The organism is Arthrobacter sp. P1_B4 (assembly GCF_056406555.1).
The window spans coordinates 49,896-66,534 of record NZ_JBFTZW010000014.1 but is presented as its reverse complement, the minus strand read 5'-3'; the positions used below and the strand labels follow the sequence as shown (position 1 = coordinate 66,534).

Here is a 16,639-nt window from a genome sequence, read left to right as displayed (position 1 = left end):
TTGTTACATTGTGTCGCTTCCAAATGAGGGAGGCGCCTAGGATGAAAACATCAGCAGAGTCCGCCCCCACCGGCGGACTCGACAGTACGAGGAGCAAGGCGATACAGATGGTAAAGCAGCCCGTATCCGTAAACGGCGTTGTCCGCTGGAAGGATGTGGGCCTCGCCGATCAGGCCAAGAGCGAACAGAAGGAGCGCAAGATGGTTGTACTACGTCACGAAATCGGTGATGTCCTGCGCGATGTCCGCCAGCGCCAGGGCCGTACGCTCCGCGAAGTCTCGCACAGTGCCCGCGTTTCCCTGGGCTACCTGAGCGAAGTGGAACGCGGCCAGAAGGAAGCCTCCTCGGAGTTGCTCTCCTCGATCTGCTCGGCCCTCGATGTTCCGCTTTCGAGCATGCTCCGCGAAGTCAGCGACCGCGTCGCGGTCGCCGAGGGCGTCGCGGTTCCGGACACCGTTCCCCAGGAGTTCGCGCAGCGCTATGGCCGCGACCTTGACCGGGAACTGAACTCCGATCTCACCGACGAGCTGGCCAAGGGCCTCCTTTCCGGAGCGCGCTAGCCCGCCCACTCACCTAAGACCTAAGACACAAAAGAGGACCTCCGGCCCAGGCCGGAGGTCCTTTGACGTGTTGTCCTTTGACGTGTTTCGGTGACCAGGGTTCCCGGTGGGGGAGTCAGGCGTGCTCGTCCCGGGGGAAACCGTCGCGCTCGTAGGTGGCATTGAGCTTGGCCATGTACATGGCCAAAGCCTGCAGATCCTCGGCCGGCCATTCCGCCAGGCGTTCTCGGAACACCTCACGCCGTGCGTCCTGGACCTGGTGCATCCTTTCCTCGCCTTCGGACGTCAACCGGATGGCCTGCGCCCGGCCGTCCAGCGGGTCCGCCTCCTTCGACACGAGGCCGAGGCCCTCGAGGAAAGCAATCTGCCGGCTCACCGAAGGCTTGCCGACGCCGATGCAGGATGCGAGGTCGGTCAGCCGGATGGGGCCCTGCTTGCGGATCACGCTGAGCAGCCCGTAAGCGGCGGGTTCCATGTCCGGGTGGACCTGGCGCGAGAGCTGGTGGGAAATCGACCGGCCCCGGCGCCAGAGCAGACTCAGCTGGTTCTCGACGGCGTCCAGGGCGGCGTCCGCGCCGGCGGTATCGGGAGCGGGATCTCCCGCGGACTCAGTTGGGTTGCTCATGGCAACCATTCTAGAGTCCCCGGCCGTGAGAGACTTTACTCGTGCGAATCAGTGACTTTTGGCGGCTTATGGACGACGAGTTCGGCGCGGGATACTCCCGCGTCCTGAGCAATTCGCTGGTCCTGGCTGGGGTCGGAGGCCGCACCGCGGACCAGGCCCTCAGCGCCGGCATTCCGCCGCGCCAGGTGTGGCTTGCCCTGTGCGACGTCCAGGACGTTCCGCCGGAACGCCGCCTGGGCCGCGACGTCAAACCCCGTGACACCACCGGGCCCCGCTGACGCCMGCGCCGTCGCGCTGACGCCGGCTGAGCACCGCTGACGCCTGACACGCCGCCCGCTTGTTCGAATATCTGTTCGGATAGCGATATGCTTTTTTTCAGACCGTTTTCCACATAAGTGGTTCTCCCGATAACTTTGTCGGAGGGTGCCAGTAGCGTCAGTGATGACAGACAAAGGCCTCCACGGCCACTCCACAGCGAGAAAGTATTAGAGGTGTGAATCATGGCCGCAGCCCCGGATCGCCAGAAGGCGCTCGACGCAGCGCTTGCCCAGATTGACAAGCAGTTCGGCAAAGGCTCGGTCATGCGCCTCGGCGATGAAGTCCGTGCACCCATCGAAGTCATCCCGACCGGGTCCATCGCACTGGACGTCGCCCTGGGAATTGGCGGCCTGCCCCGCGGCCGCGTCGTGGAAATCTACGGTCCGGAATCATCCGGTAAGACCACGGTCGCGCTGCACGCGGTTGCCAATGCCCAGCGCCAGGGCGGCATTGCCGCCTTCATCGACGCCGAGCACGCCCTCGATCCGGAATATGCCGCCAAGCTGGGCGTCGACACCGACGCGCTCCTGGTCTCCCAGCCGGACACCGGCGAGCAGGCGCTGGAAATCATGGACATGCTTATCGGGTCCGGCTCCCTTGACGTCATAGTCATCGACTCCGTGGCCGCCCTCGTTCCCCGCGCGGAAATCGAAGGCGACATGGGCGACAGCCACGTGGGCCTGCAGGCCCGCCTGATGAGCCAGGCCCTACGTAAAATCACCGGCCGCCTGAGCCAGACGAAGACCACGGCCATCTTCATCAACCAGCTGCGTGAAAAGATCGGTGTCTTCTTCGGCTCCCCGGAAACCACCACCGGTGGTAAGGCGCTGAAGTTCTACGCCTCCATCCGCATCGACGTCCGCCGCATCCAGACCCTGAAAGAGGGCGCCGATTCCGTCGGCAACCGCACCAAGGCCAAAATCGTCAAGAACAAGATGGCCCCGCCCTTCAAGATCGCCGAGTTCGACATCATCTACGGCCAGGGCATTTCCCGTGAGGGCGGCATCATCGACATGGGTGTCGAGCACGGCCTGATCAAAAAGTCGGGCTCCTGGTTCACCTACGATGGCGACCAGCTGGGCCAGGGCATGGAGAACTCCCGCCGCTTCCTGCGCGACAACCCGGAGCTGGCGGCCGAACTCGAGCGCCTGATCAAGGAAAAGCTCGGTGTTGGCGTCAAAGCCCCGGCTGAGACCGAAGAGTCTCCGAAGCTGAAGGCCGTTGACGGCTTCTAACAGCCGGCGGCGCAAAGGGGCAGGATTTCCGTCACGGAGTCCTGCCTCCGGCTTTGTCGGCCCGGATCAGCCGGCGGACCGCACCGATGGCGCGGATTCGCTGGCCGGGCAGGACCGGGACGCGGACCCCGCGGCCGTGGCGCGTGCCATCGTGCTGCGGCAGCTGACGAATTCGCCCAAGAGCCGGCTGCAGCTCTCGCGCAAGCTGGCCGAGCGCAACGTCCCCGAGGACGTCGCGGAGGCCGTGCTGGACCGCTTCGAAGAAGTGCGGCTGGTTGACGACGCCGAGTTCGCCGACATGTGGGTCCGCAGCAGGTCCCAGACGCGCAAGCTCGCCAAAGGGGCCTTGCGGCGCGAACTTGCGGACAAGGGCATCGACCCGGAGATCGCTGCCGGTGCATTGGATCAGCTCAGCGACGCCGACGAGGAAACGGCCGCCCGGGAGCTCGTGGAGCGCAAGCTGCGGGGATTCACCGGCGGCGAAGACCGTGCCGAACGCGACAAAGTTACGCGCCGCCTCGCGTCAATGCTGGCCCGCAAGGGATACCAGCCGTCGCTCGCCTTCCGGGTGGTGGGTGAGGTGCTCGATGCCGCCGCCGGCCAGGCAGGGGACGGGGATTAGGACCGCCGGGCCGGGGTCTGCGCTGGCCCAGCCGCTGCCCACTACCCTTACCCGTTACCCTTAACAGGTGAGTTTTACCATTCCCTCCCCAACGGCCGGCACGACTTCTCCGACAGCGCCACCGGCGGTGCCGCCAGCAGGGCCCCAGACATTCGGTGCGGACCCTGTTTCCGCACCGGAAAGTCCCGCCCCGGCCCAGCCCCGCACCTACCAGGTGCGCACCTTCGGCTGCCAGATGAACGTGCACGATTCCGAGCGGATGGCCGGCATGCTGGAAGCGGCAGGCTACGTCCCCTCCGCCGGCGAGCTGGCCGACGTCGTGGTCTTCAACACCTGCGCCGTCAGGGAAAACGCCGACAACAAGCTGTACGGCAACCTCGGCATCCTCGCCCCGGTCAAGGCAGCCAACCCGGGCATGCAGATCGCCGTCGGCGGCTGTCTCGCGCAAAAGGACCGGGAGACCATCCTCAAGAAAGCCCCGTGGGTGGATGCCGTGTTCGGCACGCACAATGTCGGTGCCCTGCCGGCGCTGCTGGACCGGGCCCGCCACAACAATGAGGCCCAGCTGGAGATCCTCGAATCGCTGGACGTCTTTCCCTCCACCCTCCCCACCAAGAGGGACTCCGTCTACTCGGGCTGGGTATCGATCTCGGTGGGCTGCAACAACACCTGCACCTTCTGCATCGTCCCGGCCCTGCGGGGCAAGGAAAAGGACCGCCGCCCCGGTGAGATCCTGGCCGAAATCCAGGCGCTCGTGGACGACGGTGCCATCGAGGTAACCCTGCTGGGCCAGAACGTGAACTCCTACGGCGTCGAATTCGGCGACCGRCAGGCGTTCTCCAAGCTCCTGCGTGCCTGCGGAGACATTCCGGGCCTGGAGCGGGTCCGGTTCACCAGCCCGCACCCGGCCGCCTTCACCGACGACGTCATCGACGCCATGGCCGAGACGCCCAACGTCATGCCGCAGCTGCACATGCCCCTGCAGTCCGGCTCGGACAAGGTCCTCAAGGACATGAAGCGGTCCTACCGTTCGACCAAGTTCCTCGGCATCCTGGACAAGGTCCGCGAGAAAATTCCGCACGCCGCCATCTCCACGGACATCATCGTTGGGTTCCCCGGCGAGACCGAGGAGGACTTCCAGGCCACCCTCGACGTCGTGGAGAAGTCCCGGTTCGCCACCGCCTTCACCTTCCAGTACTCCAAGCGGCCCGGCACGCCCGCCGCCGACCTGCCGGACCAACTGCCCAAGGCCGTGGTCCAGGAACGCTTCGAACGCCTCACTGCCCTGCAGGACCGGATTGCCGCCGAGGAAAACGCCCGGCAGCTTGGCCGCCGCGTCGAGGTCATGGTGACGGCCCAGTCGGGCCGCAAGGCTGGGGAAACCCACCGCCTCTCCGGCCGCTCCCAGGACCAGCGGCTGGTGCACTTCTCCGTGCCCGCCGGAGCCGAAGTGCCCCGGCCCGGCGATCTGGTGACTGTCACCATCACGGAGGCGGCGGCGTTCCACCTCGTCTCCGACCCTGTCTCGGCCGAGGACTACAGCCTGCGACGGTCCCGTGCCGGCGACGCCTGGGACCGGTCGCAGGCGGATTCGTGCGGCGCCCCGGCCATCCCGGCGGGGAAGACCAGCGCGTCGGGCACCTCCGGCGTGTCGCTGGGCATGCCCAGCCTCCCGGTCCGCGGCCGTTAGCGCCGTGCCCGGCCAGCAGGGCGCTCCCGGCAACGCAGCAGTCCAGAACGCAGCAGCCCGGGCCACAGCCCAGGCCACGGCGGTCGAGGCCACAGCCCAGGCCGCTGCCCAGCAGGACACGGCCCAGCGGGACGCTGCCCAAAATGCGGCGGCGCAGGGGGCACGGCCAGCTACTCCGCCGGTGATCGCAGTCGTCGGGCCGACGGGATCCGGCAAATCAGACCTGGCCGTCTCCCTCGCCCTTGAGCTCGACGGTGAAGTCATCAACGCCGACTCAATGCAGTTCTACCGCGGCATGGATATCGGCACCGCCAAGATCACCGAGGCGGAGCGCCGCGGTGTGCCGCATCACCTGCTGGACATTCTGGACGTGACCGAGGAAGCGAGCGTCTCGGACTTCCAGCAGCAGGCCCGGGCGTTGATCGCCGACATCCACGGCCGGGGTAAGCGGGCCATCCTCGCCGGCGGCTCCGGACTCTACGTCCGCGCCGCCCTCGACGTCCTGGAATTCCCCGGCACGGATCCGGACATCCGCGGCCGGCTCGAGGCGGAACTGGCTACCTCAGGACCCGCGCCCCTGCGGCAACGGCTCGAGGCAGTGGACCCCGTCTCCGCGGGCAGGCTCGGCGATGAGCGCAGGATCATCCGCGCCCTGGAAGTCTTCGAGCTCACCGGGCGGCCATTCAGCTCCTTCATGCCGGCCCGCCAATACTTCCAGCCTGCCGTCCAGATCGGACTCGAGGTGGACCGGGAACTGCTCCGGCAGCGCCTGGCTGACCGGGTCCACGCGATGGTGGACCGGGGGCTCCTGGACGAAGTCCGCCGGCTGGACGCCGCAGGGCTCCGCAACGGCCGGACCGCGCCGCGGGCCCTCGGCTACGCCCAGTTCCTCCGGGTGCTCGACGGTGCCTCCAGCGTGGAGCAGGCCGCGGACGAAACCATCATCGCCACCCGGCAGTTCGCGCGCCGCCAGCTGACCTGGTTCCGTGCGGATCCCCGGGTCACCTGGCTGGGCTGGTACGATCCTGATCTCGTGGCCGAGGCCTCCGGCCTCTGCCGGGCGACGCCGGTTCTGCCTCCGGCGTAGCGCTTGGGTCACGGTGCCGGAGGGGTCGGGGCGGAACGGTAACCTTGGAGCATGGACGAATCCCAAGCCGTAGCCGCTGACCGTACTGCCGGCGATACCGCCCCGCTGAGCGGCCTGAACTTTTCCAAAGGCCACGGAACGGGCAACGACTTTGTCCTGATCTCGGACCCCAACGGCGCGCTCGAGTTGAGCCCGGAGCACGTCGCGGCGCTCTGTGACCGGCACCGTGGCATCGGCGGCGACGGCCTGATCCGGGCCGTGCCTTCCCGGCTCCTGCCCGAGGGGCAGCAATTGCTGACCGCGCACCCCGATGCCGAGTGGTTCATGGACTACCGCAACGGCGACGGCTCGCTCTCTGAGATGTGCGGGAACGGGGTCCGCGTCTTTGTGCACTTCCTCATCGCCGAGGGCCTCGTAGACCTGCCGGCCGGCGAATCGCTCGTCATTGGAACCCGGGGCGGTGCCAAGACGATCGTCCGGACGGCTGCGGGCTACGCCGTCGACATGGGCCCCTGGGAATTCATTTTCCCGGGCGAGGCGACCGCGCGGGCCATGGACTCGCTGGTCAGCGCCGACGGGCTCGAAGTCGCGCGGCCCGCCCTCTCCGTCAGCATGGGCAACCCGCACACCGTCGTGGCCCTGGCCGAAACAGCCGAACTGGAGGCCACGCAGCTGTTCACTGCCCCCCGGGTGGACCCGACGCCGCCGCACGGCACCAACGTCGAATTCGTTGTGCCCTCCGAACCACTGGTGCACGACGGTACCGGCACCATCACCATGCGGGTCCACGAGCGCGGAGTGGGGGAGACCCAGTCATGCGGCACGGGCGCCTGCGCCGCCGCCGTCGCGATTCGCCATTGGGCCGGGCAGGGCGCACCGGACGCGTGGAACGTCCACGTCCCCGGCGGCGTCGTCGGCGTGAAATTCTTCCTGGGCCCGGAGGGGCACGAACACGTCGAACTCAGCGGCCCGGCCGTGATCGTCGCTAGCGGGACGCTTTCCTGATTCGAAGGATCCGGAACGACTTCGACGTGCTCTCCCGGGTCACGCTGAAGCTGGCGTCGAGCTCCGCCGAGAGCCAGCGCTGCAACGAGTCCGAGCCGAGGTTCTTCTGGACCACGAGCCAGGCCGATCCGCCCGGCGCCAGCCTGGGAATCCACAGGCGCAGGAGGGCATGAAGCTCATCCTTGCCGATCCTGATCGGCGGGTTGGACCAGATGGTGTCAAAGCGCAGGTCGGGGTCCACGGCGTCCGGCGTGCTGGCGGATACGTTGTGCAGCCCCAACAGACCGGCGTTTTCATTGGTCAGGGTCACGCAGCGTTCGTTCACGTCCACCGCGTAGACCTGGGCGTGCGGTGCCCGCAGGGCCATGGTCAGGGCGATCGGTCCCCAGCCGCAACCGATATCCAGCAGGTTGCCCTGCGGCGACGGCGCCGGGACATCGGCCAGCAGCACGGCCGTTCCCTTGTCGATCCCGTCCGGGCTGAAGATCCCCGAGGACGTCTGCAGCCGGCGCGTCTCACCGGCAAGATCCACGGTGAGCGGCTTGCGGGTAAATGGCCCGGCCGGCTGGGCGCTGAAATAGTGTGCAGACTCCATAATGGGCCAGATTAGTTCGCGGCCAGCCCGTATGGGAAACCGGGTGGCAGCGCCGGCGTCTGCTACGCTACAAAACATGATCTTGATCTCCAAGTAGCCGGCACGGGTCCCGTCCCGTCCTTGTCAGGGACGCCGAGGGACCCCGAAGCGACGCAGGTAAACGCCTTCCGCTGAGTGCCCCATCGCAGGGGTGAGTTTTCTCACCCGCGGGCGCCCGCACCACTTGGAATCCAGCCATGTCCCAGGCACGGAGTTTTGCTGGCACCGTTTTTGCTGGCACTGTGCTGGCGCTGTGCTCCCAGGCCCGGCGTGGCGGAGGCACCCACCTCACCGTGTTTTTCACCGGCACCGGCACCGCCCAGACAGCCAGTGTCCCCGTAGCCAGGCGCCTTAGCCGCCTCTACCATCACCCAGCCACCGCTCTGCACAGAGCCAGCCCCGCCCCGGCGCCGTTGCCGCGGGCATTCCAGGAGGCCCCCATGACCCCCCGCCGTCAGCCCAGCGCGAATACCGCCCCACAGAGCAACAATCGGCACTATTCTGAAAGTGCCGAACCTTTAAAGGAGACCATGACCAGCCACCCCAACACCGGACCCGATTCAGCAGCCCAGGACATGAGCCCTGAAGAGATTCAAGCTGTAATCGACCGGATCCTTTCCAAGGACACCCCCGCCCCAGGCCGCGGCGGCTCCGGCACCAGCCATGGCACCGCCACCGGTGCTGGTACCAGCAGCCCGACGTCGGTGCTCGGCAAGGCGCAGGCCATCTCCCGCCTGGACGAGGTGTACACCAACTTCGACGGCGACCAGCAGGACCTTGAGGAACGGCACGCACTGCGCCGCAAGGCCGGCCTGTCCACCGAGCTCGAAGACGTCACCGAGGTCGAATACCGGCAGTTGCGCCTTGAGCGCGTCGTCCTGGCCGGCCTCTGGACCGAGGGCACCCTCGCGGACGCCGAGAACTCCCTGCGCGAACTTGCCGCCCTCGCCGAGACGGCCGGCTCCGAGGTCCTCGACGGGCTCGTCCAGCGGCGCGCCAAGCCCGATCCCGGGACTTTCCTCGGCTCCGGCAAGGCACAGGAGCTGAAAGCCATCGTGATGTCCACCGGCGCCGACACCGTCGTCGTCGACGCCGAACTGGCCCCCTCCCAGCGGCGCGGGCTGGAGGACATCGTCAAGGTCAAGGTCATTGACCGGACAGCGCTGATCCTGGACATCTTCGCCCAGCACGCCAAGAGCCGTGAAGGCAAGGCCCAGGTGGAGCTCGCCCAGCTCGAATACCTGCTCCCGCGCCTGCGCGGCTGGGGTGAATCGATGTCCCGCCAGGCCGGTGGCCAGGTGGGCGGCGCCGGTGCCGGCATGGGCTCGCGTGGTCCCGGTGAGACCAAGATCGAACTGGACCGCCGTYGGATCCGCACCCGGATGGCCAAGCTGCGGCGCGAAATCGCCGCCATGAAGCCTGCCCGGGAAACGAAGCGCGCCAACCGCCGTCGTAATGCCGTGCCCTCTGTCGCGATCGCCGGGTACACCAACGCCGGGAAGTCCTCGCTGCTGAACCGGCTGACCGACGCGGGGGTGCTGGTGGAAAACGCCCTGTTCGCCACCCTGGACCCCACCGTCCGCAAGGCCGAAACCGCTGACGGGCTGGGATACACCCTGGCCGACACCGTGGGCTTTGTCCGGTCCCTGCCCACCCAGCTCGTGGAGGCATTCCGCTCCACGCTGGAAGAGGTCGCCGACTCTGACCTGATCCTGCATGTCGTGGACGTCTCGCACCCGGATCCGGAGGGCCAGATCGCCGCTGTCCGGACGGTCTTCAGCGAAGTCGACGCGCGCAAGGTTCCGGAAATCATTGTCCTGAACAAGGCCGACGCCGCTGACCCGTTCGTGGTCGAACGGCTCAAGCAGCGCGAGCCGCGCCACGTGGTGGTCTCGGCCCGCACCGGCGAAGGCATTCCGGAACTGCTCAAGGCCATCAGCGACGGCATTCCGCGGCCCAGCGTGAAGCTTGAACTGCTCATCCCGTACAACCGCGGGGATCTGATCAGCAAGCTCCACGAGAGCGACGCCGAGATCCTCAGCCTCGACCACGAGGAAACCGGGACCCGTGCCGTGGTGATGGTGCGTGAAGGACTCGCCGCCGAACTGGATCCCTTCATCAGCAATGACTGAGGCTGCGGTGACCAGGACCGACGCCGAACCAGCTGACGCCGATTCAGCTGATGCTGAGCCGGCCGAAACTGACACCGGCGCCGGTTCGGCTGCCGGCGCGGCCGGCGAGGAGTTTGTTGTCAAGCTGCTCGACCGTGCCGTGTCCGGCATGGGCGGGCAGAGCCGCGATGGCCAGCACGAAATGGCCCGGCAGGTGGCGCGCGCGATAGACAGCGGCGATCACCTGCTGGTCCAGGCCGGCACCGGCACCGGCAAGTCGCTGGCCTACCTGATTCCGCTGATCGCGCATTCGCTGACCAGCAACAAACCCACCCTGGTCTCCACCGCCACCTTGGCGCTGCAGACGCAGATTGTGGGCCGGGACCTGCCCAGGCTGCTCAAGACCATCACGCCCGCCCTGGAGAGGCCCGTCAAGGTCGCCCTGGTCAAGGGCCGGTCCAACTACGTCTGCCGGCACAAACTCGAGGGCGGCTTCCCGTCCGAAGAACCTTCCGAGGGACAGTTGTTTTCCCTTGGCGAGGACACGTCCGTGCCGCATTTCGCCGCCGCACTTGGCGGGCCGTCCTCCCAGCTGGGCAAGGAAGTCGTCCGCCTGCGCGAATGGGCCGAGGAGACCACCACGGGGGACCGCGACGAGCTCATGCCGGGCGTCACGGACCGGGCCTGGCGCCAGGTCTCGGTCACCTCCATGGAGTGCCTCGGCGCGCAGAAATGCCCGCTCGCGGCCGAATGCTTCAGCGAACTGGCACGGCAGAACGCCGCCGATGCCGACGTCGTGGTCACCAACCACGCCATGCTCGCCGTCAGTGCCTTCGAAGGCCTGGCGGTGCTGCCCGAGTACGACGTCGTCGTGGTGGATGAAGCACACGAACTTCAGGACCGCGTCACGGGCGCCGTCTCGGGCCAGCTCTCCGTGGCGATGGTGCACGCCGCCGCGTCCGGGGCCCGGAAGCACACGGGCATCACCGTGGATGCACTGAACAACGCCGCTGCCCACCTGGAGCTCGCCATCGACGGCGTCCCCAGCGGGCTGATGCCCAACGGCCTGAACAGCGGGCAGCTGGACTGCATCGACCAGCTGCGCGACGCATGCCGCGCCGCGCTGTCCGATTCCAAGGGGGACAGCTCCGTGTCGGCGGACGGCGGACGGCAGCTGGCCCGCTCGCGCCTCATGGTCATCCTGGAGCTCTGTGAACGCCTCCTGGCCGCGCGCGAAAACCGCGAAGTCGTGTGGTTCTCCCGCAACAGCAGCTTCGATCCGGCGCAGGGCTACTCGCAGCCGGACGAGAGCGCGCCGGCGTTGATCAATGTTGCCCCGCTGAGCGTCGCAGGGCGGTTGCGCGAGGGCCTGTTCGCAGACCACACCGTCATCCTGACCTCGGCCACACTGGCCATCGGCGCCGCCTTCGAACCCGCCGCCGGCGGCCTGGGCCTGGTTGGCAACGGCGCCCCGAGCTGGACCGGCGTCGACGTCGGCTCCCCGTTCGACTACCCGAAGCAGGGCATACTCTACGTCGCCCGGCACCTGCCCAAACCCGGCCGCGGAACGTCCCCCGAGGCTCTGGACGAACTCGAGAAGCTGATCCGCGCCTCCGGCGGAGGCGCCCTGTGCCTGTTCTCCTCGCGGCGCGCCGCAGAGGAAGCAGCCGAGGCCATGCGGCCCCGGCTGGGCCTCAGCATCCTGTGCCAGGGGGAGTCGACCATGACGGCGCTCGTGCGGCAGTTTGCCGACGAACCTGACACGTGTTTGTTCGGCACCATGTCCCTCTGGCAGGGCGTCGACGTCCCTGGCGTGTCCTGCCGGCTGGTGGTCATCGACCGGATTCCCTTCCCGCGGCCGGACGACCCGCTGATGACGGCACGTTCACGGGCCGTGGCCCAGGCCGGCGGCAATGGCTTCATGGCCGTCTCGGCCACGCACGCCGCCATCCGCCTCGCGCAGGGCGCCGGACGGCTGATCCGCTCGACCTCGGATAAGGGCGTGGTGGCAGTGCTGGATTCGCGGCTCTCCACGGAGCGTTACGGCGGCTTCCTGCGCGCCGCGCTGCCGCCGTTCTGGCCCACCACCGATTCATCGATAGCCATGGCAGCCCTGAAGCGCCTGGCGAAAGACTCCGCGAAAGCCTAAGTCCCAAACCGGGGCCGCCACCCTGCGCCGGAAATCCGCCGCGGGGTGGCCGCTCCGAACTGGCGGCATGGCCCGTGACGGCTAAGGGGAGCGCAGTTTAGAGGGAGCGCAGTACCGAGACGACCTTGCCCATGATGACGGCGTGGTCGCCCAGGATGGGCTCGTACTGGGTGTTTTGCGGCAACAGCCACGTGTGGCCGTCCCGCTGGCGGAAGGTCTTGACCGTGGCTTCGTCGTCCAGCAGGGCGGCAACGATGTCGCCGTTCACGGCATCGCCCTGGCGGCGGACAACCACCCAGTCGCCGTCGCAGATGGCGGCGTCGATCATCGAGTCGCCGGCCACTTTGAGCATGAAGAGTTCGCCATGGCCCACGAGCTGGCGGGGCAGCGGCATGACGTCCTCCACCACCTGGTCCGCGAGGATCGGCCCGCCGGCGGCGATGCGTCCGACGAACGGCACCATTGCCGTGTCGGTGGCGCTGGCCAGCTCAGTCACTGACAGGCCGCCGACGGCCCGCAGGCCGCTTGACTTCTCGACACCGGAAATCGGTGTGGTCCCCTCGTCCAGGGTCAGCGGCATGAGCACTTCCATGGCCCGCGGGCGCTTCGGATCACGCCGCAGATAGCCGAGCTTTTCGAGCTGGGAGAGCTGGTGGGTCACGCTCGAGAGGCTGGCGAGACCAACGGTGTCGCCGATTTCTCGCATGGACGGCGGATAGCCCTTGTCCGTGACGGACCGCTGGATGGTCTCCAGGATTTTCTTTTGCCGGACGGTGAGGCTCTTGGGCGCCCGGGCGGGCTGCGGGCTCCGTGGGGTGGCCCTGCCGCCGGTGGCTTGTGCTGCCATGTTCGCCAACGCCTTTCCGTTCCGCCCGGCTGCCGTGGCTGCTGTCACCGGGAACTTCCGGCCTGAAATGTCAGACCCTGCTGATCAACTACGAATGAATTCCCACGGGTAGTTCGAAAGTGGGAGTCCGAAAGTGGTTGTCCTGTCCCTCAAAAGTAGGCCAGCCGCAGACCTTTTTCAAACATTTGTTCTAGCGAGTCTCGACATCGTTCGTTAGTAAGTGCTAAAACAGAACTAGCAAGATTCGAATATGTGTTCGATTCCGACGATCTGGGTTCGCAAGCGATGTTCGGTTCTATGTTCGAAGGTTCGGCCGGTTGGCGGCGACTACGTGAGTACGCCGGGCGGCAACTTATGGTCCAGGAGGGCTTAGTTCATGTCAGTTTCAAGCGCGTTTGACGGCACCAACATTCAGGGCGTCACGACCCGCCACCGCGGTGTTGGTCCAGGTGGTGCAGTGGGTCGCCGCAACATCGGACACGGCAGCATCGGACACGGCAGCCTCGACCAAGGCGGCATTGGCCAGGGTGGTTCCCTTCACGGCAACGTGTACCCGCTCAACGCCAGGCGCCGCGGCGCCGCGGCGCCGCAGGCGCCGCAAGGGGCCGCCGCCGCGGTTTCCGGCGGCCGGACCAAGCAGCCGCCGCTGCGGCTAACCCGGCGCGGACGCTTCGTCTTCTTCGGTGTCCCGCTGATCCTGCTGGCGGCGTTTATCCTGTCGTTCAGCGGATTCCTCAACGCTCCCGCGAAAGCGGCAGATTCCGCAGACCAGCTCTCGGTGACGCCGACCGTATCCGTCACAGTCCAACCGGGGGAGTCCCTCTGGGCCATTGCCGGGTCGGTGGCTCCGGAGCGCGATCCCCGCGACGTCGTGGCCGACATCGTGGAGCTGAACAATCTGGACGCCGCGCGTGTGATGCCGGGCCAACAACTGTTCGTCCCGTCCAAGTAACCGCCCCCCGGTGCCGTCGCGGGCGTCACAGTTTCAGCGCCCGTCCCGCTACCACTTAAACTGGTCACGTGACTGACCAGCTTGAGCGCCTCAACCGACTGCCCCTCCGAGCCAATCTGCGTGGCCTGCGTCCGTATGGCGCGCCGCAGCTGGACGTCCCCATCCTGCTCAACGTCAACGAGAACACCCATGGGGTCCCGGCCGATGTCCGCGCAGCGATCACCGAGGCCGTGAGCGCCGCCGCTGCCGGGCTGAACCGCTATCCGGACCGCGAATTCACCGAATTGCGCGAAGCCCTCGCCGAATACCTTGGCCATGGGCTGGACGCGGAGAACATCTGGGCCGCGAACGGTTCCAACGAAGTCCTTCAGCAAATCCTCCAGGCCTTCGGCGGCCCCGGCCGGACGGCCCTCGGGTTCCCTCCCACGTATTCGATGTACCCGCTGCTGGCCTCCGGCACGGACACGGAGTACATCGTCGGGGCCCGCGCGTCAGACTATGGGCTCAGCGCGGAATCGGCGGCACAGCAGGTCCGCGAGCTTCAGCCCAACATCGTCTTCCTGTGCTCCCCAAACAACCCCACCGGTACCGGTCTGGGGCTCGATGTCGTCGAGGCCGTCTATGACGCCGGCGAGGCCAGCCAGACCATCGTGATCGTCGACGAGGCCTACCACGAGTTCGCCCACGACGGCACGCCCAGTGCCCTCGCCCTGCTGCCTGGCCGGGAGCGGCTCATCGTCTCGCGCACCATGAGCAAGGCCTTCGCCCTCGCGGGTGCGCGGCTCGGCTACATGGCCGCGGCACCGGAGGTCGCTGACGCCCTGCGCCTGGTCCGTCTCCCGTACCACCTTTCCGCCATCACCCAGGCTGCGGCCCTGGCTGCCCTGCACCACCGGGAGGCGCTCATGGCGGACGTCGAGGACATCAAGCGCCAGCGCGACCGGATCGTGTCGGAACTGACGCGGTTGGGCTTGACCCCGGCCGCGTCCGATTCCAACTACGTGTTCTTCGGCGGCCTCGAGAACCCCCATGAGGTTTGGCAGCGGATGCTGGACGCCGGTGTCCTCATCCGCGACGTCGGTATTCCGGGGCACCTGCGCGTCACGGCGGGCACTGAGACAGAAACCACAGCCTTCCTGGAGGCACTTGAACTTATCCTGGCCGGCTCCGCAAAGCCGCAGGCCTAGACTTGGTGGGGAGCCCGATCGTCCCCGCCAGATTGCCCAACACCCTGCCTTCTTCCAAAGGACACATCTACATGAGCACCACCGGATCCACCACCGCCGAGGGCCGGACCGCACGCATGGAACGGACCACCAGCGAGTCCTCGGTCCTGGTCGAGATCAACCTGGACGGCACCGGCGTTTCAGACATCAGCACGTCGGTCCCGTTCTACGACCACATGCTGACGGCCCTCAGCAAGCACTCCCTGATCGACATGACCGTCAAGGCCACCGGCGACACCCACATCGATGTCCACCACACTGTCGAGGACGTGGCCATCACTTTCGGCGAGGTTCTGCGGACCGCCCTGGGCAACAAGGCCGGGATCCGCCGTTTTGGCGAGGCGACCGTTCCCCTCGATGAGGCCCTCGCGCAAGCTGTCGTAGACGTCTCCGGCCGTCCCTACCTGGTCCACGCCGGCGAGCCGGCAGGCCAGGAATACCACCTGATCGGTGGCCACTTTACGGGCTCCCTGACCCGCCACGTTTTTGAGGCGATCACCCTTCACGCCGGGATCTGCCTGCACATGAACGTCACCGCCGGGCGCGACCCCCATCACATCGTCGAGGCCCAGTTCAAGGCCTTTGCCCGTGCCCTGCGCGCAGCCGTCGAGCCGGATCCCCGCGTCGAGGGCATCCCGTCGACAAAGGGTGCTTTGTGACCGGCCCGCTGCTCCGCGACGGGGCCATCATCGACCCCGCCGCCGCGACCAAGCCGGTCTCCCCGCAGGGAAAGCCCACCGTTACGGTGCTGGACTACGGCTCCGGGAATGTCCGGTCCGCCGTCCGCGCGCTGGAGCGGGCCGGCGCCGAAGTCATCCTCAGCTCCAAGGCTGAAGATGTACTCAATGCCGACGGCCTCGTCGTCCCCGGTGTCGGCGCCTTCGAAACCGTCATGCGCGAACTCAAGGCCGTTGACGCCATCCGGATGATCGGCCGCCGTGTCGCCGGAGGCCGCCCCGTGCTGGCCATCTGCGTCGGGCTCCAAGTGCTGTTCGAGGCCGGCGTCGAACACGGCACCGAAGCCGAGGGCATGGGGGAGTGGCCCGGCAAAGTGGAACTATTGCCTGCCGACGTCGTGCCCCATATGGGCTGGAACACCGTCGCCGTCCCCGAAGGGTCCAGGCTCTTCGCCGGGGTTGAGGACGAGCGGTTCTACTTCGTGCACTCCTACGGTGTCCAGAAGTGGGACTTCGACGTCATCCAGCCGCGGATGGCTGCGCCGCTGGTGACCTGGTCCGACCACGGTGCCCCGTTCATCGCGGCCGTGGAAAACGGCCCGCTGTGTGCCACCCAGTTCCACCCGGAGAAGTCCGGCGACGCCGGCGCCCGGCTGCTGCGCAACTGGGTCCAGGGCCTGCGCCCCGCAGCCCCGGACCGGACCCCAGCCCCGGAAGGGACCGCCTAGATGTGGTCTCTGGTGCTTATGGGCGTGGCCGGCCTGCTGGTTGGCGGCGGGATCTCCTTCCGCCAGCAGAAAAGTCCGCTCTGGGTGCAGATCGTTTTCTACATCCTCGCCGGCATGTCACTGCTGGCCGCCTACCTCCTGACCCTGCCGGCGTCCTGACCGCCCCCTCCCCA

General features: G+C 67.3%; 17 protein-coding genes. 14 read left to right on the top strand and 3 right to left on the bottom strand.

The features are described from left to right. Positions 1-107: 107 nt before the first annotated feature. Positions 108-560, top strand: a complete 453-nt coding sequence (locus tag AC1D1W_RS08455; protein ID WP_026538316.1) for a helix-turn-helix domain-containing protein — start codon at positions 108-110, stop codon at positions 558-560. Between the two features lie 115 nt (positions 561-675). Here AC1D1W_RS08455 and AC1D1W_RS08450 read toward each other — a convergent pair whose 3' ends face one another. Then, entirely contained in the window at positions 676-1,185 is a 510-nt protein-coding gene (locus AC1D1W_RS08450) for a MarR family winged helix-turn-helix transcriptional regulator (RefSeq protein WP_028277226.1), read from the bottom strand. Between the two features lie 41 nt (positions 1,186-1,226). Here AC1D1W_RS08450 and AC1D1W_RS08445 point away from each other — a divergent pair, with 41 nt between their 5' ends. The 6 genes from AC1D1W_RS08445 (at position 1,227) to dapF (ending at position 7,142) form a co-directional block, all read left to right on the top strand. Beyond that, positions 1,227-1,463 (top strand): DUF3046 domain-containing protein, encoded by a 237-nt coding sequence (locus tag AC1D1W_RS08445; RefSeq protein WP_028277227.1) that lies wholly within the window; start codon positions 1,227-1,229, stop codon positions 1,461-1,463. A 222-nt stretch (positions 1,464-1,685) separates the two neighbouring features. Next, positions 1,686-2,738, top strand: a complete 1,053-nt coding sequence (gene recA, locus AC1D1W_RS08440) for a recombinase RecA (RefSeq protein ID WP_018774457.1) — start codon at positions 1,686-1,688, stop codon at positions 2,736-2,738. Next, complete coding sequence (locus AC1D1W_RS08435) at positions 2,725-3,360, top strand: regulatory protein RecX (RefSeq protein ID WP_439954147.1); 636 nt, start codon at positions 2,725-2,727, stop codon at positions 3,358-3,360. The genes recA and AC1D1W_RS08435 overlap by 14 nt, the downstream gene beginning before the upstream one ends. 214 nt (positions 3,361-3,574) lie before the next feature. Beyond that, positions 3,575-5,050: a tRNA (N6-isopentenyl adenosine(37)-C2)-methylthiotransferase MiaB gene (gene miaB, locus AC1D1W_RS08430; RefSeq protein ID WP_308197255.1), complete on the top strand. Its 1,476-nt coding sequence runs from the start codon at positions 3,575-3,577 to the stop codon at positions 5,048-5,050. A gap of 181 nt (positions 5,051-5,231) precedes the next feature. Further along, positions 5,232-6,137 (top strand): tRNA (adenosine(37)-N6)-dimethylallyltransferase MiaA, encoded by a 906-nt coding sequence (miaA, locus tag AC1D1W_RS08425; RefSeq protein ID WP_476943423.1) that lies wholly within the window; start codon positions 5,232-5,234, stop codon positions 6,135-6,137. Positions 6,138-6,188: 51 nt separating this feature from the next. After that, positions 6,189-7,142 (top strand): diaminopimelate epimerase, encoded by a 954-nt coding sequence (dapF, locus tag AC1D1W_RS08420; RefSeq protein ID WP_476943420.1) that lies wholly within the window; start codon positions 6,189-6,191, stop codon positions 7,140-7,142. On the opposite strand, the gene AC1D1W_RS08415 is transcribed toward dapF, so the two are convergent. Further along, the gene (locus AC1D1W_RS08415; protein WP_230008613.1) at positions 7,123-7,737 is read right to left on the bottom strand and encodes a class I SAM-dependent methyltransferase; all 615 of its coding nucleotides are present in this window, start codon (positions 7,735-7,737) and stop codon (positions 7,123-7,125) included. The genes dapF and AC1D1W_RS08415 overlap by 20 nt on opposite strands. Before the next feature lie 569 nt (positions 7,738-8,306). Here AC1D1W_RS08415 and hflX point away from each other — a divergent pair. Together hflX and AC1D1W_RS08405 are read left to right on the top strand one after the other, a co-directional pair. Further along, positions 8,307-9,908: a GTPase HflX gene (gene hflX / locus AC1D1W_RS08410; protein WP_476943419.1), complete on the top strand. Its 1,602-nt coding sequence runs from the start codon at positions 8,307-8,309 to the stop codon at positions 9,906-9,908. Continuing rightward, entirely contained in the window at positions 9,901-12,036 is a 2,136-nt protein-coding gene (locus tag AC1D1W_RS08405) for an ATP-dependent DNA helicase (protein ID WP_476943418.1), read from the top strand. The genes hflX and AC1D1W_RS08405 overlap by 8 nt, the downstream gene beginning before the upstream one ends. Positions 12,037-12,133: 97 nt before the next feature. On the opposite strand, the gene lexA is transcribed toward AC1D1W_RS08405, so the two are convergent. Then, positions 12,134-12,883: a transcriptional repressor LexA gene (lexA, locus tag AC1D1W_RS08400; protein WP_028277234.1), complete on the bottom strand. Its 750-nt coding sequence runs from the start codon at positions 12,881-12,883 to the stop codon at positions 12,134-12,136. A 376-nt stretch (positions 12,884-13,259) separates the two neighbouring features. Here lexA and AC1D1W_RS08395 point away from each other — a divergent pair, with 376 nt between their 5' ends. The 5 genes from AC1D1W_RS08395 (at position 13,260) to AC1D1W_RS08375 (ending at position 16,625) form a co-directional block, all read left to right on the top strand. Further along, the gene (locus AC1D1W_RS08395; protein WP_476943417.1) at positions 13,260-13,835 is read left to right on the top strand and encodes a LysM peptidoglycan-binding domain-containing protein; all 576 of its coding nucleotides are present in this window, start codon (positions 13,260-13,262) and stop codon (positions 13,833-13,835) included. Between the two features lie 68 nt (positions 13,836-13,903). Continuing rightward, positions 13,904-15,022: a histidinol-phosphate transaminase gene (locus AC1D1W_RS08390; protein WP_476943416.1), complete on the top strand. Its 1,119-nt coding sequence runs from the start codon at positions 13,904-13,906 to the stop codon at positions 15,020-15,022. A 71-nt stretch (positions 15,023-15,093) separates the two neighbouring features. After that, the gene (gene hisB / locus AC1D1W_RS08385; RefSeq protein WP_028277237.1) at positions 15,094-15,720 is read left to right on the top strand and encodes an imidazoleglycerol-phosphate dehydratase HisB; all 627 of its coding nucleotides are present in this window, start codon (positions 15,094-15,096) and stop codon (positions 15,718-15,720) included. Continuing rightward, positions 15,717-16,466, top strand: coding sequence for an imidazole glycerol phosphate synthase subunit HisH (hisH, locus tag AC1D1W_RS08380; RefSeq protein ID WP_476943415.1), 750 nt, complete (start codon positions 15,717-15,719; stop codon positions 16,464-16,466). The genes hisB and hisH overlap by 4 nt, the downstream gene beginning before the upstream one ends. Then, on the top strand, positions 16,467-16,625 hold the full coding sequence (locus AC1D1W_RS08375; RefSeq protein ID WP_164468561.1) for a hypothetical protein: 159 nt from the start codon (positions 16,467-16,469) through the stop codon (positions 16,623-16,625). It abuts the gene before it with no gap. Positions 16,626-16,639 lie beyond the last annotated feature (14 nt).